The 21,871-nt window shown below is 66.2% G+C and carries 18 protein-coding genes and 4 tRNA genes; 20 read left to right on the top strand and 2 right to left on the bottom strand.

The genetic code is table 11. The annotated features are described in order from the left end of the window. Positions 1-52 precede the first annotated feature (52 nt). The gene (locus ABFA30_RS20660) at positions 53-931 is read right to left on the bottom strand and encodes a LysR family transcriptional regulator (RefSeq protein WP_225787031.1); all 879 of its coding nucleotides are present in this window, start codon (positions 929-931) and stop codon (positions 53-55) included. Between the two features lie 133 nt (positions 932-1,064). Here ABFA30_RS20660 and leuC point away from each other — a divergent pair, with 133 nt between their 5' ends. The 20 genes from leuC to ABFA30_RS20560 all read left to right on the top strand — a co-directional run bounded on the left by leuC (position 1,065) and on the right by ABFA30_RS20560 (position 20,588). Then, positions 1,065-2,498, top strand: a complete 1,434-nt coding sequence (gene leuC / locus ABFA30_RS20655; protein WP_225787030.1) for a 3-isopropylmalate dehydratase large subunit — start codon at positions 1,065-1,067, stop codon at positions 2,496-2,498. Continuing rightward, complete coding sequence (leuD, locus tag ABFA30_RS20650) at positions 2,495-3,139, top strand: 3-isopropylmalate dehydratase small subunit (RefSeq protein WP_225787029.1); 645 nt, start codon at positions 2,495-2,497, stop codon at positions 3,137-3,139. Before leuC ends, leuD begins: the two co-directional genes overlap by 4 nt. Positions 3,140-3,334: 195 nt before the next feature. Then, positions 3,335-4,417 carry a 3-isopropylmalate dehydrogenase gene (gene leuB, locus ABFA30_RS20645; protein WP_225787028.1) on the top strand — a complete coding sequence of 361 codons (1,083 nt, stop codon included), beginning with the start codon at positions 3,335-3,337 and terminating at the stop codon, positions 4,415-4,417. 63 nt (positions 4,418-4,480) lie between these two features. After that, on the top strand, positions 4,481-5,593 hold the full coding sequence (gene asd, locus ABFA30_RS20640) for an aspartate-semialdehyde dehydrogenase (RefSeq protein WP_225787027.1): 1,113 nt from the start codon (positions 4,481-4,483) through the stop codon (positions 5,591-5,593). Positions 5,594-5,731: 138 nt separating this feature from the next. Then, positions 5,732-6,736 (top strand): aspartate-semialdehyde dehydrogenase, encoded by a 1,005-nt coding sequence (locus ABFA30_RS20635; protein WP_410045855.1) that lies wholly within the window; start codon positions 5,732-5,734, stop codon positions 6,734-6,736. 70 nt (positions 6,737-6,806) lie between these two features. Next, positions 6,807-9,473: a FimV/HubP family polar landmark protein gene (locus tag ABFA30_RS20630; protein WP_253080967.1), complete on the top strand. Its 2,667-nt coding sequence runs from the start codon at positions 6,807-6,809 to the stop codon at positions 9,471-9,473. 271 nt (positions 9,474-9,744) lie between these two features. Further along, positions 9,745-10,599, top strand: a complete 855-nt coding sequence (gene truA, locus ABFA30_RS20625) for a tRNA pseudouridine(38-40) synthase TruA (RefSeq protein WP_253080968.1) — start codon at positions 9,745-9,747, stop codon at positions 10,597-10,599. A 60-nt stretch (positions 10,600-10,659) separates the two neighbouring features. Then, positions 10,660-11,280 carry a phosphoribosylanthranilate isomerase gene (locus ABFA30_RS20620; RefSeq protein WP_225787023.1) on the top strand — a complete coding sequence of 207 codons (621 nt, stop codon included), beginning with the start codon at positions 10,660-10,662 and terminating at the stop codon, positions 11,278-11,280. Positions 11,281-11,532: 252 nt separating this feature from the next. Then, the gene (accD, locus tag ABFA30_RS20615) at positions 11,533-12,426 is read left to right on the top strand and encodes an acetyl-CoA carboxylase, carboxyltransferase subunit beta (RefSeq protein ID WP_225787022.1); all 894 of its coding nucleotides are present in this window, start codon (positions 11,533-11,535) and stop codon (positions 12,424-12,426) included. Further along, on the top strand, positions 12,426-13,733 hold the full coding sequence (gene folC / locus ABFA30_RS20610; RefSeq protein ID WP_410045854.1) for a bifunctional tetrahydrofolate synthase/dihydrofolate synthase: 1,308 nt from the start codon (positions 12,426-12,428) through the stop codon (positions 13,731-13,733). Before accD ends, folC begins: the two co-directional genes overlap by 1 nt. After that, positions 13,717-14,370: an SPOR domain-containing protein gene (locus ABFA30_RS20605; RefSeq protein WP_225787020.1), complete on the top strand. Its 654-nt coding sequence runs from the start codon at positions 13,717-13,719 to the stop codon at positions 14,368-14,370. The genes folC and ABFA30_RS20605 overlap by 17 nt, the downstream gene beginning before the upstream one ends. A 172-nt stretch (positions 14,371-14,542) precedes the next feature. Then, positions 14,543-15,097 (top strand): CvpA family protein, encoded by a 555-nt coding sequence (locus ABFA30_RS20600; RefSeq protein WP_225787019.1) that lies wholly within the window; start codon positions 14,543-14,545, stop codon positions 15,095-15,097. Between the two features lie 42 nt (positions 15,098-15,139). Then, positions 15,140-16,645, top strand: a complete 1,506-nt coding sequence (gene purF, locus ABFA30_RS20595) for an amidophosphoribosyltransferase (protein WP_253080971.1) — start codon at positions 15,140-15,142, stop codon at positions 16,643-16,645. Between the two features lie 15 nt (positions 16,646-16,660). Beyond that, positions 16,661-17,872 (top strand): O-succinylhomoserine sulfhydrylase, encoded by a 1,212-nt coding sequence (locus tag ABFA30_RS20590; protein WP_253080972.1) that lies wholly within the window; start codon positions 16,661-16,663, stop codon positions 17,870-17,872. Continuing rightward, positions 17,869-18,642 carry an SDR family oxidoreductase gene (locus tag ABFA30_RS20585; RefSeq protein WP_225787016.1) on the top strand — a complete coding sequence of 258 codons (774 nt, stop codon included), beginning with the start codon at positions 17,869-17,871 and terminating at the stop codon, positions 18,640-18,642. The genes ABFA30_RS20590 and ABFA30_RS20585 overlap by 4 nt, the downstream gene beginning before the upstream one ends. A 198-nt stretch (positions 18,643-18,840) precedes the next feature. Further along, a tRNA-Val gene (locus ABFA30_RS20580) sits at positions 18,841-18,916 on the top strand. 79 nt (positions 18,917-18,995) lie between these two features. Then, positions 18,996-19,072: transfer RNA gene (locus tag ABFA30_RS20575), tRNA-Asp, on the top strand. 102 nt (positions 19,073-19,174) lie between these two features. After that, positions 19,175-19,251 (top strand) — tRNA-Asp (locus tag ABFA30_RS20570). Positions 19,252-19,390: 139 nt separating this feature from the next. Beyond that, positions 19,391-19,467: transfer RNA gene (locus ABFA30_RS20565), tRNA-Asp, on the top strand. A 200-nt stretch (positions 19,468-19,667) separates the two neighbouring features. Next, complete coding sequence (locus tag ABFA30_RS20560) at positions 19,668-20,588, top strand: DUF2242 domain-containing protein (protein WP_410045853.1); 921 nt, start codon at positions 19,668-19,670, stop codon at positions 20,586-20,588. Between the two features lie 235 nt (positions 20,589-20,823). Here the strand turns inward: ABFA30_RS20560 and ABFA30_RS20555 are convergent, their stop codons facing one another. After that, on the bottom strand, positions 20,824-21,867 hold the full coding sequence (locus tag ABFA30_RS20555) for an AraC family transcriptional regulator (RefSeq protein WP_253080974.1): 1,044 nt from the start codon (positions 21,865-21,867) through the stop codon (positions 20,824-20,826). Between the last annotated feature and the right edge of the window lie 4 nt (positions 21,868-21,871).

The following is a 21,871-nucleotide window of genomic DNA, read 5'->3' as shown; positions in this document are numbered from 1 at the left end:
ACCTTTGGCGGATGGCGCGTCCTTGGAGTTGAAGTGCCGTGCTGACGACCGGTCAGGCGGGCCCTGCGTGGCTGTCGAGCAGGGCCATGAAGGCCCTGGCCGCGTTCGATAGCGTTCGCTCCGTATGCAGAATGTAGCCTAGCTGGCGCGACAGCTGAATGCCGGGCAAGGCGATGCGGGCAACCTGCTCATCGAGCATAGTACGCGGCAGTACGCTCCACGCCAGGCCGATGGACACCATCATCTTGATGGTTTCCATGTAGTTGGTGCTCATGGCGATGTTCGGTGTCAGGCCCTGGCTTTCGAACAGGCGCTGGACGATATGGTGGGTGAAGGTGTTGCCGCCTGGGAAGACCGCCGGGTGGCGGGCCACGTCGGCGAGGCTGACGGGGTCGATGCTGGCCAGGGGGTGTTCCGGAGCGGCGACGAAATCCAGCGCATCGTCCCACACCGCAACGGCGCGAACCAGGTGATGCGGTTCGGGGGCGAGGGTAATGACCGCTATTTCCGCTCGGCCATGAAGGATCTCATCGTAGGCCGCTTCCGAGTCGAGGAACTGGATATCCAGCGCCACCGCCGGGTGCTGGCGGGTGAACGCCCGCAGCAGCGGGGGCAACCGGTGCAGGCCGATGTGATGGCTGGTGGCCAGGGTCAGGCGGCCGCTCACTTCGCCGGTCAGGTTGCTCAGGGCGCGCCGGGTATCGTCCAGCACATTGAGGATCTGGTAGGCGCGTGGCAGCAGCGCGCGGCCGGCCTCGGTCAGGGTCACCTCGCGGCCGAGGCGGTCGAACAGGCGCACGTCCAGCTGCTGCTCGAGCCCGGCGATACGCTTGCTGACGGCCGGCTGGGTCAGGTGCAGGCGCTCGCCGGCCCCCGAGAAACTGCCGGTTTCGGCGATGGCGATGAAGGCGCTGAGGTTGGCCAGGTCCACGGTTTTTCGGATTCCTGTTGGTTATTCAAAGCATAAAAAATATGAATTTGAGTTATTCAATCTAACGCCATAGCATCGTCCGTACAAGCCAAGGGGTTATTGGCATAGAAAGACGCTGATGAGGAACAGTCTGATGGCTGGCAAAACGCTCTACGACAAACTCTGGGATGCGCATGAAGTCAAGCGACGCGACGATGGTTCGTCCTTGATCTACATCGACCGTCACATCATCCACGAAGTGACTTCGCCCCAGGCCTTCGAAGGCCTGCGCCTGGCCAACCGCAAGCCATGGCGCATCGATGCCAACATTGCCACCCCGGACCACAACGTACCGACCACGCCAGAGCGCAAGGGCGGCATCGAGGCCATCGTCGACCAGGTGTCGCGCCTGCAGGTGCAGACCCTCGACGAGAACTGTGACGAATACGGCATCGTCGAATTCAAGATGAACGACGAGCGCCAGGGCATCGTCCATGTCATCAGCCCGGAGCAGGGCGCTACCTTGCCGGGCATGACCGTGGTCTGCGGCGACTCGCACACCTCGACCCACGGTGCCTTCGGCGCCTTGGCCCACGGTATCGGCACCTCCGAGGTGGAGCACGTGCTCGCCACCCAGTGCCTGGTGGCCAAGAAAATGAAGAACATGCTGGTGCGCGTCGAGGGCCAGTTGCCCGCGGGTGTCACTGCCAAGGACATCGTCCTCGCCGTGATCGGCAAGATCGGTACCGCCGGTGGCAACGGCCATGCCATGGAGTTCGCCGGCAGCGCCATCCGCGAGCTGTCCATGGAAGGCCGCATGACCATCTGCAACATGTCCATCGAAGCCGGTGCCCGCGTGGGCCTGGTGGCGGTCGACGACACCACCGTCGCCTATGTCGAAGGCCGCCCGTACGCGCCCAAGGGCGAGCAGTGGAAGCAGGCGGTCGAGGCCTGGAAGGGCCTGGTTTCCGATGCCGATGCGGTGTTCGACACCGTGGTCGAGCTGGACGCCTCGCAGATCAAGCCGCAGGTCAGCTGGGGCACCTCGCCGGAGATGGTCCTGGCTGTCGACCAGCGTGTGCCGGACCCGGCCGCCGAGCCCGACCTGATCAAGCGTGGCTCCATCGAGCGCGCCCTCAAGTACATGGGCCTGAGCGCCAACCAGGCGATCACCGACATCAAGCTCGACCGCGTGTTCATCGGCTCCTGCACCAACTCGCGGATCGAGGACCTGCGTGCCGCGGCCGAGATCGCCAAGGGCCGCAAGGTCGCCGCCAACGTCAAGCAGGCGCTGGTGGTGCCGGGCTCGGGCCTGGTCAAGGCCCAGGCCGAGCGCGAAGGCCTGGACAAGATTTTCCTCGAGGCGGGCTTCGAATGGCGTGAACCGGGCTGCTCCATGTGCCTGGCGATGAACCCGGACCGCCTGGAGAGCGGCGAGCATTGCGCCTCGACCTCCAACCGCAACTTCGAGGGCCGTCAGGGCGCCGGTGGCCGTACCCACCTGGTCAGCCCGGCCATGGCTGCCGCCGCCGCGGTGACCGGCCACTTCATCGATGTCCGCGAGTTGATCCAAGGGAGCGCAGCATGAAAGCCTTCACCCAGCACACCGGTCTTGTCGCGCCATTGGATCGCGCCAACGTCGACACCGACCAGATCATCCCCAAGCAGTTCCTCAAGTCGATCAAGCGCACCGGCTTCGGCCCCAACCTGTTCGACGAGTGGCGCTACCTGGACGTGGGCCAGCCCTACCAGGACAACAGCAAGCGTCCGCTGAACCCCGAGTTCGTGCTCAACCATGAGCGCTACCAGGGTGCCAGCGTGCTGCTGGCCCGCGAGAACTTCGGCTGTGGCTCGAGCCGCGAGCATGCACCGTGGGCCCTGGACGAGTACGGCTTCCGCTGCATCATCGCGCCGAGCTTCGCCGACATCTTCTTCAACAACAGCTTCAAGAACGGCCTGCTGCCGATCATCCTCGCCGACGAGGAAGTCGACGAGCTGTTCAGGCAGGTCGAGGCCAACCCGGGCTACCAGCTGACCATCGACCTGCAGGCCCAGGCCGTGACCCGCCCCGACGGCAAGGTGCTGCCGTTCGAGATCGACGCCTTCCGCAAGCATTGCCTGCTCAACGGCCTCGACGATATCGGCCTGACCCTGCAGGACAGCGATGCCATCCGCGCGTTCGAACAGCAGCACCGGGCGAGCCAGCCCTGGCTGTTCCGTGACGCCTGATCGGCCGCGCTGAGCCTTTGGCGGGCAAGCCCGCTCCCACGGGGATAGCCGCAGTGCGGTACCGGTGGGAGCGGGCTTGCGCGTCAACGGGCTCGAGGCAACCACGCAAACGCCCGGATGTGCTGGTATCGTGGGCCGAACATTGGTTTTTTCCGGCGTGCCGCAGGCGCGCCGTCTGAATGGATAGAGGAAAGCATGAGCAAGCAGATTCTGATTCTCCCAGGTGATGGCATCGGCCCGGAAATCATGGCCGAGGCGGTCAAGGTGCTGGAGCTGGCCAACGACAAGTTCCAGCTCGGCTTCACCCTGGAGCACGACGTGATCGGCGGCGCGGCCATCGACAAGCACGGCGTGCCACTGGCTGACGAGACCCTGGAGCGCGCGCGCCAGGCCGACGCGGTGCTGCTCGGCGCGGTCGGCGGGCCGAAGTGGGACAAGATCGAGCGTGACATCCGCCCCGAGCGCGGCCTGCTGAAGATCCGTTCGCAACTGGGCCTGTTCGCCAACCTGCGCCCAGCGATCCTCTACCCGCAACTGGCCGATGCGTCCTCGCTCAAGCCCGAGGTCGTCGCCGGCCTGGACATCCTCATCGTCCGCGAGCTGACCGGCGGCATCTACTTCGGTGCGCCACGTGGCCAGCGCGAGCTGGACGGTGGCGAGCGCCAGGCCTACGACACCCTGCCGTACAGCGAAAGCGAGATCCGCCGCATCGCCCGCGTCGGCTTCGACATGGCCCGCGTGCGCGGCAAGCGCCTGTGCTCGGTGGACAAGGCCAACGTCCTGGCGTCCAGCCAGCTGTGGCGCGAAGTGGTCGAGGACGTGGCCAAGGACTACCCGGACGTCGAGCTCAGCCACATGTACGTCGACAACGCCGCCATGCAACTGGTGCGCGCACCCAAGCAGTTCGACGTGATGGTGACCGACAACATGTTCGGTGACATCCTGTCGGATGAGGCTTCCATGTTGACCGGATCCATCGGCATGCTGCCATCGGCATCCTTGGATGCCGACAACAAGGGCATGTACGAGCCTTGCCATGGCTCGGCCCCGGACATCGCCGGGCAGGGCATCGCCAACCCGCTGGCGACCATCCTGTCGGTGTCGATGATGCTGCGCTACAGCTTCAACCAGCAGGCCGCCGCCGACGCCATCGAGAAGGCCGTCAGCCTGGTGCTGGATCAGGGCTTGCGTACCGGTGACATCTGGTCGGCCGGCTGCAGCAAGGTAGGTACGCAGGAAATGGGCGACGCAGTAGTCGCAGCGCTGCGGAATCTGTAATCTCTCTGGCCCGCCGTCGCTTTCCTGCGATGGCGGCCCACTTTTAGCAAAGGTGTAGTTGCGATGAAACGTGTAGGTCTGATCGGTTGGCGCGGTATGGTCGGTTCCGTGCTCATGCAGCGGATGCTGGAGGAGCAGGATTTCGACCTCATCGAGCCGGTGTTCTTCACCACCTCCAATGTCGGTGGCCAGGGGCCGAACGTGGGCAAGGACATTGCTCCGCTCAAGGACGCCTACAGCATCGAAGAGCTCAAGACCCTCGACGTCATTCTGACCTGCCAGGGCGGCGACTACACCAACGAGGTCTTCCCCAAGTTGCGTGAGGCCGGCTGGCAGGGTTACTGGATCGACGCCGCTTCGTCCCTGCGCATGCAGGATGACGCGGTGATCGTCCTCGACCCGGTCAACCGCAAGGTGATCGACCAGCAGCTCGATGCCGGGACCAAGAACTACATCGGCGGTAACTGCACCGTCAGCCTGATGCTGATGGGCTTGGGCGGCCTGTTCGAGGCTGGCCTGGTCGAGTGGATGAGCGCCATGACCTACCAGGCTGCCTCCGGTGCCGGCGCCCAGAACATGCGCGAGCTGATCCGCCAGATGGGCGGCATCCACGCGGCGGTGGCCGATGACCTGGCCAACCCGGCCAGCGCCATCCTCGACATCGACCGCAAGGTCGCCGAAACCATGCGTGGCGAGGCGTTCCCCACCGAGCACTTCGGCGTGCCGCTGGCCGGCAGCCTGATCCCGTGGATCGACAAGGAGCTGCCCAACGGCCAGAGCCGCGAGGAGTGGAAGGCCCAGGCCGAGACCAACAAGATCCTCGGCCGTTTCAAGAGCCCGATCCCGGTCGATGGCATCTGCGTGCGCATCGGTGCCATGCGCTGCCACAGCCAGGCGCTGACCATCAAGCTGAACAAGGACGTGCCGCTGGCCGACATCGAAGGCATGATCAGCCAGCACAACCCTTGGGTGAAGCTGGTGCCGAACCAGCGCGAGATCAGCATGCAGGAGCTGAGCCCGACCAAGGTCACCGGTACCCTGAACATCCCGGTAGGCCGTTTGCGCAAGCTGAACATGGGGTCCCAGTACCTGGGGGCCTTCACCGTCGGCGACCAGTTGCTGTGGGGCGCTGCCGAGCCGCTGCGGCGTATGCTGCGGATCCTGCTGGAGCGTTGATCGCGCCTTGCGCTTTACGGAGAGCCCGCGCCTTGCGCGGGTTTTCTATTTGGGGGCCGCTTAGGTACGGACACTCGATCTAAACCCCCAAGCCGAGTAAAGTGCCGCACCCTGAAGTTCCACCAGAAGGATCCTTCCATGACCCAGCCCATAGATATCGCCATCGTCGGCGCCACCGGCAGCGTCGGCGAAACCCTCGTGCAGATCCTCGAGGAACTCGATTTCCCGGTAGGCACCCTGCACCTGCTGGCCAGCATGGAGTCGGCGGGCAGCAGTGTGATGTTCGCCGGCAGGAAGCTGCGCGTGCGCGAGGTCGACAGCTTCGACTTCGCTCAGGTCAGGCTGGCGTTCTTCGCCGCAGGTCCGGCCGTCAGCCGCAGTTTCGCCGAGAAGGCGCGGCAGGCGGGGTGCTCGGTCATCGACCTGTCCGGCGGCCTGGACCAGGCCCTGGCGCTGGTGCCCGAGGCCAACGGCGAGCAGCTGGCGCAACAGCCGCTGCCCGTGCTGCTCGCCAGCCCCAGCGCCGCTGCCGTGGCCCTGGCCGTGGCCCTGGCGCCGCTCAAGGGCCTGCTCGACATCGAACGGGTCCAGGTGATGGCCTGCCTGGCGGTTTCGTCCCAGGGCCGGGAAGCGGTCAGTGAACTGGCCCGGCAGACCGCCGAGCTGCTCAATGCCCGCCCGCTGGAGTCGCGCTTCTTCGATCGGCAGATGGCGTTCAACCTGCTGGGCCGCGTCGGCGGCGCCGATGAGCAGGGCCATACGGCCCTGGAACGCCGTCTGGTCGGTGAGCTGCGCGTGCTGCTGGGCATGCCGGCGCTGAAGATTTCCGTGAGCTGCGTTCAAGTCCCGGTGTTTTTCGGCGATAGCTTCAGTGTGGCGTTGCAGAGCCGCCGCGCGGTCGACCTGGCGGCGGTCAACGCGGCCCTGGAGGCGGCCGAGAGCGTCGAGCTGGTCGAGCCGGACGATTATCCGACGCCCGTTGGCGACGCAGTGGGGCAGGACGTGGTCTATGTTGGTCGTGTACGCCATGGCATCGACGAAGATCAGCAACTCAACCTCTGGCTGACCACCGACAACCTGCGCAAGGGAGCGGCGCTCAACGCCGTGCAGGTGGCCCGATTGTTGATAAAACATATGGCGTAAAAGATACTGGCGAGCACTTTGTCCTGCGCCATTCGCAGGTTTCGGGACGATTCTTACAAGGGAAGAGGTCATGCTTCGAATTCGCAAACTGGTTCTGGCCATGGCGGCAGCCTCGGCGCTGTCGTCCGGCATGGCGAATGCCCTCGGGTTGGGTGAGCTGACCCTCAAGTCGGCGCAGAACCAGCCGTTGGATGCCGAGATCGAGCTGCTCGACGTGCGCGACCTTACCGCCGCCGAAGTCGCACCGAGCCTGGCGCCACCTGAAGAATTCGCCAAGGCGGGGGTGGCCTATCCGTCCTATCTCGAGGATCTGACCTTCACCCCGGTGATCAACCCCAATGGCAAGAGCGTGCTACGGGTGACCTCCAGCCAGCCGCTGCCAGCCCCGGTGGTCAAGTTCCTGGTCCAGGTGATGTGGCCCCAGGGCCGTCTGCTGCGCGACTACAACGTGCTCCTGGACCAGGCCCAGGCACAGGGCGAACAGGCGGGGGCAGACAGCATCGCGCCTGCGCTGAGCGGGGCGGGCAGCTACACCACCAAGCGCCGCGACACGCTCTGGCAGATCGCCGCGCGTCATACACAAGGGGGCTCGGTCCAGCAGACCATGCTGGCGATCCAGGCCCTGAACCCGGACGCCTTCATCGGCAACAACATCAACCAGCTCAAGGTCGGGCAGGTCCTGCGCCTGCCCGACCAGCAGCAGATCCAGGGCATTCCCCAGGGCGAGGCGATCAGCGAGGTGGCCGAGCAGTATGCCGCCTGGCGCGAGGGCCGGCGCCTGGGCCCACCCGCCCGCCAGCTGGACGCGACCCGGCGCGGCGCGGCCGAGGCGGCGCCGGCGCGTATCGCCCAGGGCGATAACCTGCGCCTGGTCAGCCCAGGCAACCAGGCCGGTGCGCAGGATGCCAAGGCCCTCAGCGACCAGCTGGCCGTGGCCCAGGAGAGCCTGGACACCAGCCGCCGCGACAACGAAGAACTCAAGAGCCGCATGGCCGACCTGCAGAGCCAGTTGGACAAGCTGCAGCGCCTGATCGAGCTGAAGAACGACCAGCTGGCCCGCCTCGAGGCGCAAGGTGGGGCCGGGCAGACCCCGCCGCCGGCTGCGTTGCCTGGCGAACCTGCACCCGCGCAGCCGCCCGCCGAGGCCCAACTGCCCCCAGCCGAGCCAGAAGGCGAACCTGCGCCGCAGGCGGCTGCCGAGCGTGAGGCCGGGCAGCAGCAGGGCGTGCTCGACGAGCTGCTCGGCAACCCGGTGCTGCTGGGGCTGCTGGCCGGTTCGGCGTTCCTCGTCCTGTTGTTGCTGTTGCTGCTCCTGGCACGCAAGCGCAAGGCCCAGCAGGAGGCCGAGAAGCACCTGCGCATGGCTCGGGCGCTGGCTGAGGAAAGCGAGCGCAGCCCAGACCTGGACCTGCCTGCGGGCAGCTTCGACGGGCTGGATGTGTCGGCGCCGAGCGTGAAGCTGGCGCCGGCCGTGGTGGCGGCGTCGGCAGCCGCCGCGGCGGCTGCCGAGAAGCCTGCCGCACAGACGGTGCAGGCCGCTGCGCCAGTGGTTGCGCCGGCCGAGCAGGACCTGACTGGCCAACTGCTGACCGAGGTCGAGCAGAGCCTGGCCCGTGGCCGCTTGAATCATGCCGCCGATCTGCTGGAGCCAGCGGTGGCCGCCGAGCCCCAGCGCAGTGATCTGCGCCTGAAGCTGATGGAAGTCTACGCTCGCCAAGGCGACCAGACCGCCTTCGCCGAGCAGGAACGCCAACTGCCGTCTTCCGAGCAGAACAAGGCGGTGGTCGATTCGCTCAAGGAGCGTTTCCCGGCGATGCTCGGCATTGCCGCCGCTGGCCTTGGCGCTGCGGCGCTGGCGGCCGAGATGGATGAGCAGTATGTCCAGGAACTGCTGCAGGACAGCGACCTGAAGCCGACTGTCGAGGAGCCGGAGCCCGTCGCCGAGGCAGCGCCATCCCCTGAGCCCGAGGCGGAGCCAGAGGTGGTCGATGAAGCGCCGGCGACCGAAGAGGACGACCTGGACAGCGCCTTCGACCTGAGCCTGGGTGACGACCTGCCGGTGGAGGATCCGCTGGATCCACCGATGCTGGACACGGCAGCGGCGCAGGTCGATGAGCAACAGGCACAAGAGGCTGCCGAGCCCGAGCCTGAGTCAGTGGCCAGCGAGACCGATGCCGACGCCGATGCCGATTTCGAGGCGCTGCTGGCCCAGGCCCAGGTCGAGCCGCAGACCCAGGACGACCTGGCCGATTTCGACCTCGACGTCGGTGAGCCTGCCGCTGCGGCGCCCACCGAGGATGAGCCGGTGGATGTGGCCGCGGAACTGGCTGCCTTCGACGAGATCCCCGAGTTCGACCCGATCTCCGAGCTGGAGCTGCCGGAGGACTTCGACCTGTCCCTGTCGCTGGACGACGACTCCCAGGCGGCCAAGCACTTCGCCTCGGAGCTGGACGATGTCAACGCCGAGCTGGACAAGCTGTCGCAGAACCTCGAGTCGCCTTCGCTGGAGCCGCACTTCACCGCCGAGGACGCGGCGCGCGAACCCGAGCCGCTGGACGACCTGGACTTCGACTTCTTCTCCGGCACCGACGAGGTCGCCACCAAGCTCGACCTGGCCCGCGCCTACATCGACATGGGCGACCACCAGGGTGCCCGCGACATCCTCGATGAAGTGGTCAAGGACGGTAGCGACGACCAGCGTCAGGAAGCCGAGGAGATGCTCTCGCGTTTGGTGTGACGCCTGCTGGTTGCGTGTAGCGGCCTTGTGGCTGCTGCGCAGCCGATCGCGGGCAAGCCCGCTCCCACAGGGGGGCGTTGCCTTTTCGGCCTCTGTTCCCTGCGCGACAGCGCAGCCCGAAGGGCTCGGTGATCTCCCACAGGGTCTTCTGCGGAACACCTGATGTGTGAACACCGCCGGCCCCTGTGGGGCTTGCCGGCAATGTCCGCCCAGGCACCGCCGTTGCCGCTATAATGCCCGCCTTCCCGTTTCACCCACAGGTTTCGCTTCCTTGGACATCAACGACAACGACACGGCCGAATCGGCGGCCGAAGGCTACTCCCGCATCGCCCTGGGCGTGGAATACAAAGGCTCGCGCTACCGCGGCTGGCAGCGCCAGGCCAGTGGCGTGCCCAGCGTCCAGCAGGCCCTGGAGCAGGCGCTGTCGAAGGTGGCCGACTCGCCGGTCTCTGTGGTCTGCGCCGGGCGCACCGATGCAGGTGTGCATGCCTGTGGCCAGGTGGTGCATTTCGATACCCGGGCCGTGCGCGACGAGCGCGCCTGGACCATGGGCACCAACTTCAACCTGCCCCACGACATCAGCGTCACCTGGGCACGGCCCATGCCCGCGGACTTCCATGCCCGCTTCAAGGCCACGGCGCGGCGCTACCGCTATGTCATCTACAACGACCCGATTCGCCCCGCGCACCTGGCCGAGGAGGTGACCTGGAACCATCGCCCGCTGGACATCGCGCCCATGGCCGAGGCCGCCGGCTTTCTGCTGGGCACCCATGATTTCAGCGCGTTCCGCGCCAGCCAATGCCAGGCCAAGTCGCCGGTCAAGCACATCCATCACCTGCGCGTCACCCGCCATGGCCGGATGATCGTGCTGGACGTGCGCGCCACCGCTTTCCTGCACCACATGGTGCGCAACATCGCCGGCGTGCTGATGACCATCGGCGCCGGCGAGCGCCCGGCCACCTGGGCCCGCGAGGTACTGGAAGGGCGCAACCGCCGCGAAGGTGGGGTGACCGCCCATCCCTACGGCCTGTACCTGGTGCAGGTGGAGTACCCGGAGACGTTCGTCCTGCCGCAACGTTACATCGGCCCACACTTTCTCACCGGCTTCGAAGCGCTGGCCGACTGACGGGCGAAACGTCATTTGCTAACATCCGGCCTTTCACCGATCACTCAGGGTTCGCTTTCCATGAGCAACGTTCGCAGCAAGATCTGCGGAATCACCCGCGTCGAGGACGCCCTGGCCGCGGCCGAGGCCGGCGCCGACGCCATCGGCCTGGTCTTCTACGCCAAGAGCCCACGCGCGGTGGACGTGCGTCAGGCGCGGGCGATCATCGCCGCGTTGCCGCCTTTCGTGACCACGGTCGGGCTGTTCGTCAATGCCACCCGCTGCGAACTCAACGAGATTCTCGAAGCGGTGTCGCTGGACCTGCTACAGTTCCACGGCGACGAAACCCCGGCCGACTGCGAAGGCTACCAGCGCCCCTGGATCAAGGCCTTGCGGGTGCGCCCCGGTGACGATCTCGAGGCCGCTTGCCGGCAGTATGCCGGCGCCCGCGGCATCCTCCTGGATACCTATGTGCCCGGCGTGCCCGGCGGCACCGGCGAGGCGTTCGACTGGTCGCTGGTGCCTGCTTCCCTGAGCAAGCCGATCATCCTCGCCGGCGGGCTGTCGCCGGACAACGTCGGCCAGGCCATCGCCCAGGTGCGCCCGTTCGCGGTGGATGTCAGCGGTGGTGTCGAGCAGGCCAAGGGCATCAAGGATGCGGCGAAGATCGAGGCCTTCCTGCGTGCGGTGAAGCAGGCGTGACAACGGATGTGACGGCGGGGCGCGCGCCATCGTCCATAGCTTTCGCAGCCCGGTGCTGCCAGGCCCGCCCTTGCGGCGGGCTTTTGCAGGGCGCCGGCATGACAGATTGACGATGGCCCGGCTGCCTGGCCGGCCCCGCCCCGTGCGGGCCCCGGAGCCGGTCCATCATCGTTTCATTGAAGAACATGAGCTCAAGGGCAGGGCATGGCCGGCCAGACCGGTCCCCGCCCGCCGATACTGGAGAAAGAAAGCATGAGCAACTGGTTAGTCGACAAACTGATCCCTTCGATCATGCGTTCCGAGGTGAAGAAGAGCTCGGTGCCTGAAGGCCTGTGGCACAAGTGCCCGGCCTGCGAGGCCGTGCTGTATCGTCCGGAGCTGGAAAAGACCCTGGATGTCTGCCCCAAGTGCAACCACCACATGCGCATCGGCGCACGCGCGCGCATCGACATCTTCCTCGATGCCGAAGGCCGTGCCGAGCTGGGCGCCGACCTGGAGCCGGTCGACCGCCTGAAGTTCCGTGATGGCAAGAAGTACAAGGACCGCCTGGTCGCTGCCCAGAAGCAGACCGGCGAGAAGGACGCCCTGGTGTCGATGAGCGGTACCCTGATGGGCATGCCGATCGTGGTCAGCGCCTTCGAATTCTCCTTCATGGGGGGCTCCATGGGCGCCATCGTCGGCGAGCGCTTCGTGCGTGCGGCCAACTATGCCCTGGAGCATCGCTGCCCGATGGTCTGCTTCTCCGCCTCTGGCGGTGCGCGCATGCAGGAAGCGCTGATCTCGCTGATGCAGATGGCCAAGACCTCGGCCGTGCTGGCACGCCTGCGCGAAGAAGGCATTCCGTTCATCTCGGTGCTCACCGATCCGGTCTATGGCGGTGTGTCCGCCAGCCTGGCGATGCTCGGCGACGTCATCGTCGGCGAGCCCAAGGCGCTGATCGGCTTCGCCGGCCCGCGAGTGATCGAGCAGACCGTGCGCGAGAAACTGCCGGAAGGCTTCCAGCGCAGCGAGTTCCTCCTCGAGCACGGTGCCATCGACCTGATCATCTCGCGCGGTGAACTGCGTCCGCGCCTGGCTCGCCTGCTGGCGCAGATGACCGGTCAGCCGACGCCGGCAGAAGCCCTCGAGGCGGCTGCCGTCGCGTGATGAGCCCACGTACTCTGGGCGACTGGCTCGCCTACCTCGAGCAGTTGCACCCCTCGGCCATCGACATGGGCCTGGAGCGTTCGCAACAGGTGGCTGCGCGGCTCGGGCTGGGCAGGCTGGCACCCCGGGTGGTGACGGTCACCGGCACCAACGGCAAGGGCTCGACCTGCGCCTTCGTCGCCGCGTTGCTCCAGGCCCAGGGTCTCAAGGTCGGCGTCTATGCCTCGCCGCACCTGCTGCGCTACAACGAGCGGGTGCGCATCGATGGCGTCGAGGCCGGCGATGAGCAGCTGTGCCAGGCGTTCGCCGCGGTCGAGGCCGCGCGTGGCGAGATCTCCCTCACGTACTTCGAGATGGGGACCCTGGCGGCGTTCTGGCTGTTCCAGCAGTCGGCGTTGGATGCCGTGGTGCTCGAGGTCGGCCTGGGCGGGCGGCTGGATGCCGTGAACCTGGTGGATGCGGACCTGGCGCTGGTCACCAGCATCGGGGTCGATCACGCCGACTACCTGGGCGACAGCCGCGAATCCGTGGCCTTCGAGAAGGCCGGGATCTTCCGCCAGGGCAAGCCGGCCCTGTGCGGAGACCTGGAGCCGCCGCAACCGCTGCTGGACAAGGCCCGCGAACTGGCCTGCCCGTTCTTCCTGCGCGGCCGTGATTTCGACCTGGCCAGCACCGACCAGCACTGGCAATGGCGCGGCAGCAAGGCCGATGGCCGTGTCGTGGAGCTGCACGACCTGCCGCTGCTCGACCTGCCGATGGAAAATGCAGCCTTGGCCCTGCAGGCCTACCTGCTGATGGATCTGCCCTGGGAGGCCGGGCAGATTCGCCAGGCCTTGCTGGCGACCCGCGTCACCGGTCGCCTGGATCGCCGTGTGCTGCACTGGCAGGGCAAGCGCCTGGAGCTGCTGCTGGATGTGGGGCACAACCCCCATGCCGCGCAGTACCTGGCCCAGCGCTTGGCCGCACGGCCCGTCGGCGGGCGGCGCCTGGCGGTGTTCGGTCTGCTCGCCGACAAGGATCTCGAAGGCGTCGTCGCGCCGCTTGAGGGGCTGGTCGACCACTGGGCGGTGGCGCCGTTGGATACCCCGCGCAGCCGGCCGGCTGCGGAGCTGGCGGCAGCCTTGACGAACCTGGGTGCCTCGGTGAAGTCTTATGCCAGCGTCGATGCTGCCCTGGAAGGGCAGTGCGCGCAGGCGACGGCGGATGACCAGATCCTGCTGTTCGGTTCGTTTTTCTGTGTCGGCCAGGCCCTGGAATGGCTCGAGCGGCAGGCCCCGGAGGGTGGAGTAGATGGCAGTGCTGGATAAAGGGATGAAGCAGCGCATGGTCGGTGCGCTGGTGCTGGTGGCGCTGGCGGTGATCTTCCTGCCGATGCTGTTCACCCGCGAGGATGAGATGCGCCAGGTGCGCGTCGAGGCGCCCGAGGCGCCGGCCATGCCAAGCCTGCCCCAGGTGCAGGTCGAGCCGGTTGCGGTGCCGGAGCCCCAGCCGTTGCCGGAGGCGCCGGAGCAACCGCCGGTGGTCATCGACGAGTCTACCGGGCCAATGACGACGCCAAGCCAGCCGATCGCGCCGGCCCCGTCCGCACAAGCGCCGGTCGCCAAGTCGCCAGCCCCGGCGCCGAAGACCGAGAACCGTCCGGCACCTGCGGCAACGGCCACTGCCCCCAAGCCGGCCACGCCCTCCAGGATCGACGCCAACGGCCTGCCGGTGAGCTGGTCGATCCAGCTGGCCAGCCTGTCCAACCGCGCTGGCGCCGACAACCTGCAGAAGACCTTGCGCAGCCAGGGCTACAACGCCTACATCCGTTCCGTCGATGGCATGAACCGGGTGTTCGTCGGGCCGCTGGTCGAGCGCGCCGAGGCCGAGCGCCTGCGCGATGTGATCAACCGCCAGCACAACCTCAAGGGCTTCGTGGTGCGCTTCCAGCCGGAGCGCAGCTGAGCTGCACGACAACTGCCCTGCAGGGCGCACTGCCCCTTGTAGGAGCGGCCTTTCCGGGGCACCGGACCGGCAAGGCCGCTCCTACAAGGGTTCGCGTAAACCCGACATTCCGCTTACCCCCAGCCCGCCGCTCTGGTAAAATGCGCCGCCTCAAACGTCTGTAGGCAACACCGTGGCATTTACCTGGGTTGATTGGGCGATCATCGCGATCATCGCCATTTCCTCACTGATCAGTCTCAAGCGCGGCTTCGTCAAGGAAGCCTTGTCCCTGCTCATCTGGATCATTGCCGGTGCGGTCGCCTGGATGTTCGGCGGGTCGCTGTCGCAGTACCTGGAAAGCTACATCCAGACACCCTCGGCGCGCATCATCGCCGGCTGTGCCATTCTTTTCGTCGCCACCCTGCTGGTGGGGGCCATGATCAACTTCCTCATCGGCGAGCTGATCCGCGTGACCGGGCTGTCCGGCACCGATCGTTTCCTCGGCATGGCCTTCGGCGCCGCGCGGGGGGCCTTGCTGGTGGTGGTGGCCATCGGGCTGTTGAGCCTGGGGCCGGTACAACAGGACCCGTGGTGGCAGGAATCGCGCCTGATACCACAATTTCTATTGGTCGCTGACTGGTCGAAGAACCTGATCCTGGGGTTCACCAGCCAGTGGATGTCCAGTGGGATCAGCGCACCGGCTGATCTTCCGTTCCAGGAACAGTTGCTCGGGCCCAGCAAGCCCTGAGCGCTTTTCACTCAAGTTTCATCAAAGTAGGGGTTGCGTCGCATGTGTGGCATCGTCGGTATCGTCGGTAAGTCGAACGTCAATCAGGCGCTGTATGACGCGCTAACCGTGCTCCAGCACCGCGGCCAGGACGCTGCCGGTATCGTGACCAGCCACGACGGCCGGTTATTCCTGCGCAAGGACAACGGCCTGGTGCGCGACGTCTTCCAGCAGCGCCACATGCAGCGCCTGGTCGGCCACATGGGCATCGGCCACGTGCGCTACCCGACCGCGGGCAGCTCCACCTCGGCCGAGGCCCAGCCGTTCTACGTCAACTCGCCCTATGGCATCACCCTGGCGCACAACGGCAACCTGACCAACGTCGAGCAGTTGGCCAAGGAGATCTACGAGTCGGACCTGCGCCACGTCAACACCAACTCCGACTCGGAAGTGCTGCTGAACGTGTTCGCCCATGAGCTGGCCGTGCGCGGCAAGCTGCAGCCGACCGAGGAAGACGTGTTCGCCGCGGTTTCCCACGTGCACAGCCGCTGTGTCGGTGGCTATGCCGTGGTGGCGATGATCACCGGCTACGGCATCGTCGGCTTCCGCGACCCCAATGGCATCCGCCCGATCGTCTTCGGCCAGCGCCACACCGACGAAGGCGTCGAGTACATGATCGCCTCGGAAAGCGTCGCACTGGACGTCCTCGGCTTCACCCTGATCCGCGACCTGGCGCCGGGCGAAGCGGTGTACATCACCGAGGAAGGGCAGATGCACACCCGCCAGTGCGCGAACAATCCGAAGCTTTCGCCGTGCATCTTCGAGCACGTCTACCTGGCCCGCCCGGACTCGATCATGGACGGCGTCTCGGTGTACAAGGCGCGCCTGCGCATGGGCGAGAAGCTGGCCGAGAAGATCCGCCGCGAGCGTCCGGACCACGACATCGACGTGGTCATCCCGATCCCCGACACCAGCCGCACCGCGGCGCTGGAGCTGGCCAACCACCTGGGCGTCAAGTTCCGCGAAGGTTTCGTCAAGAACCGCTACATCGGCCGTACCTTCATCATGCCCGGCCAGGCCGCGCGCAAGAAGTCCGTACGCCAGAAGCTCAATGCCATCGAGCTGGAGTTCCGCGGCAAGAACGTGATGCTGGTGGACGACTCGATCGTGCGCGGCACCACCTGCAAGCAGATCATCCAGATGGCCCGCGAAGCCGGGGCGAAGAACGTCTACTTCTGCTCCGCGGCCCCTGCGGTGCGTTACCCCAACGTCTACGGCATCGACATGCCGAGCGCTCACGAACTGATCGCCCACAACCGTACCACCGACCAGGTGGCCGAGTTGATCGGCGCCGACTGGCTGGTCTACCAGGACCTGCCTGACCTGATCGAATCGGTCGGGGGCGGCAAGATCAAGATCGAGCATTTCGATTGCGCGGTGTTCGACGGTGAATACGTCACCGGCGACATCGACGAAGCCTACCTGGAGCGCATCGAGCAATCGCGCAACGACGCGGCCAAGGTGAAGAACCAGGCCGTCAGCGCGATCATCGACCTCTACAACAACTGATTTGGGAGCGACGGCATGACGGATCAATGGGATGCCGGGCGACTGGACAGCGACCTCGAGGGTGTCGGTTTCGACACCCTGGCGGTGCGCGCCGGTCAGAACCGTACACCGGAGGCAGAGCACAGCGAAGCGCTGTTCCTGACCTCCAGCTATGTCTTCCGCACCGCCGCCGATGCGGCCGCGCGCTTTGCTGGCGAGACGCCGGGCAACGTCTACTCGCGCTACACCAACCCGTCCGTGCGCGTCTTCGAGGAGCGCCTGGCGGCGATGGAAGGCGCCGAGCAGGCCGTGGGCACCTCCACCGGCATGGCGGCGATCCTTTCCGTGGTCATGTCGCTGTGCAGCGCCGGCGACCATGTGTTGGTGTCGCAGAGCGTGTTCGGTTCGACCATCAGCCTGTTCGAGAAGTACTTCAAGCGTTTCGGCGTGCAGGTGGACTACGTGCCACTGGTCGACCTGGCCGGTTGGGAAAAGGCCATCAAGGCCAATACCAAGCTGCTGATCGTCGAGTCGCCATCCAACCCGCTGGCGGAACTGGTGGATATCGCCGCGCTGGCCGAGATCGCCCACGCCCGCGGCGCCATGCTGGTGGTGGACAACTGCTTCAGTACCCCGGCGCTGCAGCAGCCGCTCAAGCTCGGCGCTGACATCGTGTTCCACTCGGCGACCAAGTTCATCGACGGCCAGGGCCGTTGCATGGGCGGCGTGGTGGCCGGGCGCAGCGAGCAGATGAAAGAAGTGGTGGGCTTCCTGCGTACCGCAGGGCCGACCCTCAGCCCATTCAACGCCTGGATCTTCACCAAGGGCCTGGAAACCCTCAAGCTGCGTATGCGTGCGCACTGCGAAAGCGCCCAGGCGCTCGCCGAATGGCTGGAGCAGCAGGAGGGCGTGGAGAAGGTCCATTACGCCGGCCTGCCAAGCCACCCGCAGCACGAACTGGCCAAGCGCCAGATGAGCGGCTTCGGCGCGGTGGTGAGCTTCGAGGTCAAGGGCGGCAAGGAGGGCGCCTGGCGCTTCATCGACGCCACCCGGATGATCTCCATCACCACCAACCTGGGTGACAGCAAGACCACCATCGCCCACCCGGCCAGCACCTCCCACGGTCGCCTGACACCGCAGGAGCGTGAGGCGGCGGGTATCCGCGACAGCCTGATCCGCGTTGCCGTCGGCCTGGAAGACGTCGCCGACCTGCAAGCCGACCTGGCGCGTGGGCTGGCGGCGCTGTGATCGACTGGAAGGGCGGCGAACCGGACCATAACGGTCGGGTAGCCCTGGTCACCGGTGCCGCGCGCGGCATTGGCCTGGGCATCGCCGCCTGGCTGATCTGCGAAGGTTGGCAGGTGGTGCTCAGCGACCTGGATCGCCAGCGTGGCGCGAAGGTGGCCAAGGCCCTTGGCGACAACGCCTGGTTCGTGACCATGGACGTCGCAGACGAGGCCCAGGTCAGTGCCGGCGTGGCCGAGGTGCTGGGGCAGTTCGGCCGCCTGGATGCGCTGGTGTGCAACGCGGCGATCGCCAATCCGCACAACCAGACGCTCGAAAGCCTGTCGCTGGCCCAGTGGAACCGGGTGCTGGCGGTCAATCTCAGCGGCCCGATGCTGTTGGCCAAGCACTGTGCGCCGTATTTGCGCGCCCATGGCGGGGCCATCGTCAACCTTGCCTCGACCCGTGCCAGGCAATCGGAGCCGGACACCGAGGCCTATGCCGCGAGCAAGGGTGGCCTGGTGGCGCTGACCCATGCCCTGGCCATGAGCCTGGGCCCGGAGATTCGCGTCAACGCCGTCAGCCCGGGTTGGATCGATGCACGCGACCCTGCCGAGCGGCGCGCCGAACCCTTGAGCGAGGCCGACCATGCCCAGCATCCAGCGGGCAGGGTAGGGACCGTGGAAGACGTCGCTGCCCTGGTGGCCTGGCTGCTGTCGCGCCAGGCGGGGTTCGTCACCGGCCAGGAGTTCGTGGTCGATGGCGGTATGACGCGCAAGATGATCTATAGCTGAGCCAAGCTGCAAGAAGGGACCGAGAAGGTCCCTTTTTCGTTTTTATGGATCTAGCATCGACGGGGAGGGCAGCGGGCTTTTTCTTGCCGCTTGCTGCTCGACGCTTGCTGCTTGTTTGAAAAAAAATTCAATGAGGCTATTGACTTAGCTCCGGTACCTGCGTAAATTTCGCGGCCTCAGCGAAGCAAACGCACCAACGGGTGGTTAGCTCAGCCGGGAGAGCATCTGCCTTACAAGCAGAGGGTCGGCGGTTCGATCCCGTCACCACCCACCACTTCCTGAGATTGTTCCTGACCCAGGCCGATTCGTACGATGAAGCCAATTGAGAGGAACCGGACGCAAGTCCACAATGCGCAGCGGTAGTTCAGTCGGTTAGAATACCGGCCTGTCACGCCGGGGGTCGCGGGTTCGAGTCCCGTCCGCTGCGCCACTTTTCTTCAGATGGGTGCTGGTCACCGGTCTGGGGTCTGAAGAACCGGCAAGGTCTTCAGGCCAGATCCCAGTTTCAATCAGGCGCAAGCCTGAACGATACGCAGCGGTAGTTCAGTCGGTTAGAATACCGGCCTGTCACGCCGGGGGTCGCGGGTTCGAGTCCCGTCCGCTGCGCCATCTTCGCTTCGAGGCCCTTGAACTTCTCGAAGCAACACAAGAAGCGATCGAGCATCGCTTTTTTTGTGCCTGCCTTTTGCGCGATCGTCGCCTGGAAGGTCAGATCCCAGTTTCAATCAGGCGCAGGCCTGAGCGATACGCAGCGGTAGTTCAGTCGGTTAGAATACCGGCCTGTCACGCCGGGGGTCGCGGGTTCGAGTCCCGTCCGCTGCGCCATCTTCGCCTCGAGGTCCCTTGAACACCTCGAAGCTCGCCAGAAAGCGACCTCAGGGTCGCTTTTTTGCTTTCCGAGGCAGCTTCCACTGGCTACCTGACGAGCGATCATGAATTTTGCCTGGTGAGACGAGCGTCGCGGTTTCAGTGATGCGCCAGGTGTTGCACAATAAGCACCGTTTGTCCTACCCCCGGAATCCACGATGTCCAGATCATCCGTCTTCGGTGCGCTCGGGCTGGCCCTTGTGCTGGCGGGCGTATCCGGTTGTTCCTCGAAGAAACCCGCAGTCTACGAGCACGAGAACTTCGACGACTCGGGCACCTTCTCGCGCAGCTTCCCGGTCAGCGAGGCCGGCTCCTGCGAGGCGGCCCGGCGTGCCCTGCTGAGCCAGGGCTACATCATCACCAGCAGTGGCGCCAACCAGGTCAACGGCAACAAGAGCTTCCAGCAGAACAGCGAGAACCACCTGCAGATCAGCTTCAACGTCACCTGCGCCCCCGACAGCAACGACGAGCAGGGTTCGACCATGTTCGCCAACGCGCTGCAGGACCGCTACACCCTGAAAAAATCCAATACCTCGGCCAGTCTGGGCGTAGGTGTGCTCGGTTCGGTGTCGATGCCGATCGGCTCGACCGACGACTCCATGGTCAAGGTGGCCAGCGAGACGGTGACGGCACCGCAGTTCTACGATCGCTATTTCGCCCTGGTGGAGAGCTACCTGCCCAAACCCAAACTGGCGAAGAAGGCAAAGCCCAAGGCCGAGGCGCCCAAGGCCGAGAAGCCGGCTGCCGACCTTGGCTTGCCGGAGCAGGTGCAGGCCCCGGTTGCCCCGCCGGCGGCCATGCCGGTGGCAGCCCAGACTGTCCCCTCGGCACCAGCCGCACCTTCCCTGGCCGAGCCAGCGCCTGCCCAGCCCAGCGCGAGCGAGGCCGTGGAACCTGGCGCGGCTGAAGCACAGGCCGCGGCGCCGGCCAGCGAGGTGCCGACGGCGCCCACGGTGGACGACAGCCAAGGCTCCCAGCCGATAGCACCCCCCAGCGATCCGGCGCCGATCCAGGTGCAGCAGGAGCTGCCGGCAACCGAGGCGGAACCCGCCCCGCAAGCCTCGCCTGATCCCCTGTAGCTGCGCTCATCCGCTGTTACAGGTGCGATGGGATAACTTCCAGGAGGCCTGCTACGTTTACCACTCATGGAGTTGTCATGATTCCTTCACCTGGCCAGCCTAGGGTGGCGGCATGACCCGAGAGTGCAAACGAGTGAAGAGGACGCAGGCCTATGGATGAGTATCAGGAAGAGCTGCTCGAAGACCAGGCATACCAACTGGATACCCCCGAGCCGGCGGACGACGCCACCGAGCTCTAAGTGCCCGCCCGCCGCTGGTTGCGGCGAAACGCCCCCGGCGTCAGGCCGGTCCAGCGCTTGAAGGCGCGCTGGAAGGCCTCTGCCGAGGCGAACCCCAACAGATAGGCGATCTCGCCAAAGGCCAGCTCCGTATCGCGGATGTAGGTCTCGGCCAGGTCGCGTCGCGTGTCGTTGAGCAGGTCGCGAAAGCGGGTGCCTTCCTCGGCCAGCTTGCGGCGCAAGGTCCAGCTCGGTAACTGCAGGCGCTGCGCCACTTCTTCCAGGCTCGGTTCCCGCCCGCCGTTGAGCAAGGGGCCGAGCAGGTGGGTGATGCGTTCGCCCAGGCTGCGGATGCGGGTGCGCTGGGCCAGTTCCGCTTCGCACAGCTGCAACAGGTGCTGCCACGTGCTTGGGCAATGCTGCGGGTTGGCGCGTTCCAGGGTGGCCCGGCTCAGGCGCAGTTGGTTGTTGGCGGCGCCGAACTGCACCGGCGCGCAGCACAAGGCCTGGTACTGGGCGGCATAGGCGGGCGCCTCGAACTCGATTTCCATGCGCTCGGCCTGCACCGGCACGCCGGCCAGGCCCGACAGTTGCGCCAGCCAGCCGGCCAGCAGCGAGTCGACCACGAAGCGGTTGTAGGCGTTGTAGGGGCTGATGGAATAAAAGCGCAGCCAGGCGCCCTGGGCGTCTTCGATGAAGCTCGAACGGCCTCGGTAGTTGGCCGCGTACAGCGGTTCGAAGCGCAGCAGGGTGCGTGCCGCCTCGCCCAGGCAGGGCGCCTGGGCCGCGGTGACGCCGGCAAGGCCGGCTTGGGCCAGGCGGCTCAGGCTGCCCATGCGTAGCCCCAGGGCCGGATCGCCACAGCGCTCGATGGCGGCATGGCCCAGGTGCATGTAGCGCGGGATCGACAGGCGTGCGCCGGCCTCGCCCAGGCGCGCGGCATCCAGCCCATAGCGGAGCAGCAAGGGCGCCGGGTCGTGGCCGAGCTGGCGCAGCGCCTCGTCCAAGGGCTGGACGAAGCCTACCGAGAGATCACCCAGGCGTACGCGGGGGCGTGGCATCGCG

Source organism: Pseudomonas sp. HLMP (genome assembly GCF_046365545.1).
GTDB classification, from domain to species: Bacteria; Pseudomonadota; Gammaproteobacteria; order Pseudomonadales; family Pseudomonadaceae; genus Aquipseudomonas; species Aquipseudomonas guariconensis_B.
Note: the sequence above shows the minus strand (reverse complement) of the source record. Positions and strands in the feature narration are given on the sequence as shown.

What these genes read in the sequence shown, in the direction of transcription:
- leuC (WP_225787030.1), top strand. Translation starts at nt 1,065, where the DNA reads ATGGCTGGCAAAACGCTCTACGACAAACTCTGGGATGCGCATGAAGTC.
- leuD (WP_225787029.1), top strand. Translation starts at nt 2,495, where the DNA reads ATGAAAGCCTTCACCCAGCACACCGGTCTTGTCGCGCCATTGGATCGC.
- leuB (WP_225787028.1), top strand. Translation starts at nt 3,335, where the DNA reads ATGAGCAAGCAGATTCTGATTCTCCCAGGTGATGGCATCGGCCCGGAA.
- asd (WP_225787027.1), top strand. Translation starts at nt 4,481, where the DNA reads ATGAAACGTGTAGGTCTGATCGGTTGGCGCGGTATGGTCGGTTCCGTG.
- ABFA30_RS20635 (WP_410045855.1), top strand. Translation starts at nt 5,732, where the DNA reads ATGACCCAGCCCATAGATATCGCCATCGTCGGCGCCACCGGCAGCGTC.
- ABFA30_RS20630 (WP_253080967.1), top strand. Translation starts at nt 6,807, where the DNA reads ATGCTTCGAATTCGCAAACTGGTTCTGGCCATGGCGGCAGCCTCGGCG.
- ABFA30_RS20620 (WP_225787023.1), top strand. Translation starts at nt 10,660, where the DNA reads ATGAGCAACGTTCGCAGCAAGATCTGCGGAATCACCCGCGTCGAGGAC.
- accD (WP_225787022.1), top strand. Translation starts at nt 11,533, where the DNA reads ATGAGCAACTGGTTAGTCGACAAACTGATCCCTTCGATCATGCGTTCC.
- folC (WP_410045854.1), top strand. Translation starts at nt 12,426, where the DNA reads ATGAGCCCACGTACTCTGGGCGACTGGCTCGCCTACCTCGAGCAGTTG.
- ABFA30_RS20605 (WP_225787020.1), top strand. Translation starts at nt 13,717, where the DNA reads ATGGCAGTGCTGGATAAAGGGATGAAGCAGCGCATGGTCGGTGCGCTG.
- purF (WP_253080971.1), top strand. Translation starts at nt 15,140, where the DNA reads ATGTGTGGCATCGTCGGTATCGTCGGTAAGTCGAACGTCAATCAGGCG.
- ABFA30_RS20590 (WP_253080972.1), top strand. Translation starts at nt 16,661, where the DNA reads ATGACGGATCAATGGGATGCCGGGCGACTGGACAGCGACCTCGAGGGT.
- ABFA30_RS20560 (WP_410045853.1), top strand. Translation starts at nt 19,668, where the DNA reads ATGTCCAGATCATCCGTCTTCGGTGCGCTCGGGCTGGCCCTTGTGCTG.
- ABFA30_RS20555 (WP_253080974.1), bottom strand. Translation starts at nt 21,867, where the DNA reads ATGCCACGCCCCCGCGTACGCCTGGGTGATCTCTCGGTAGGCTTCGTC.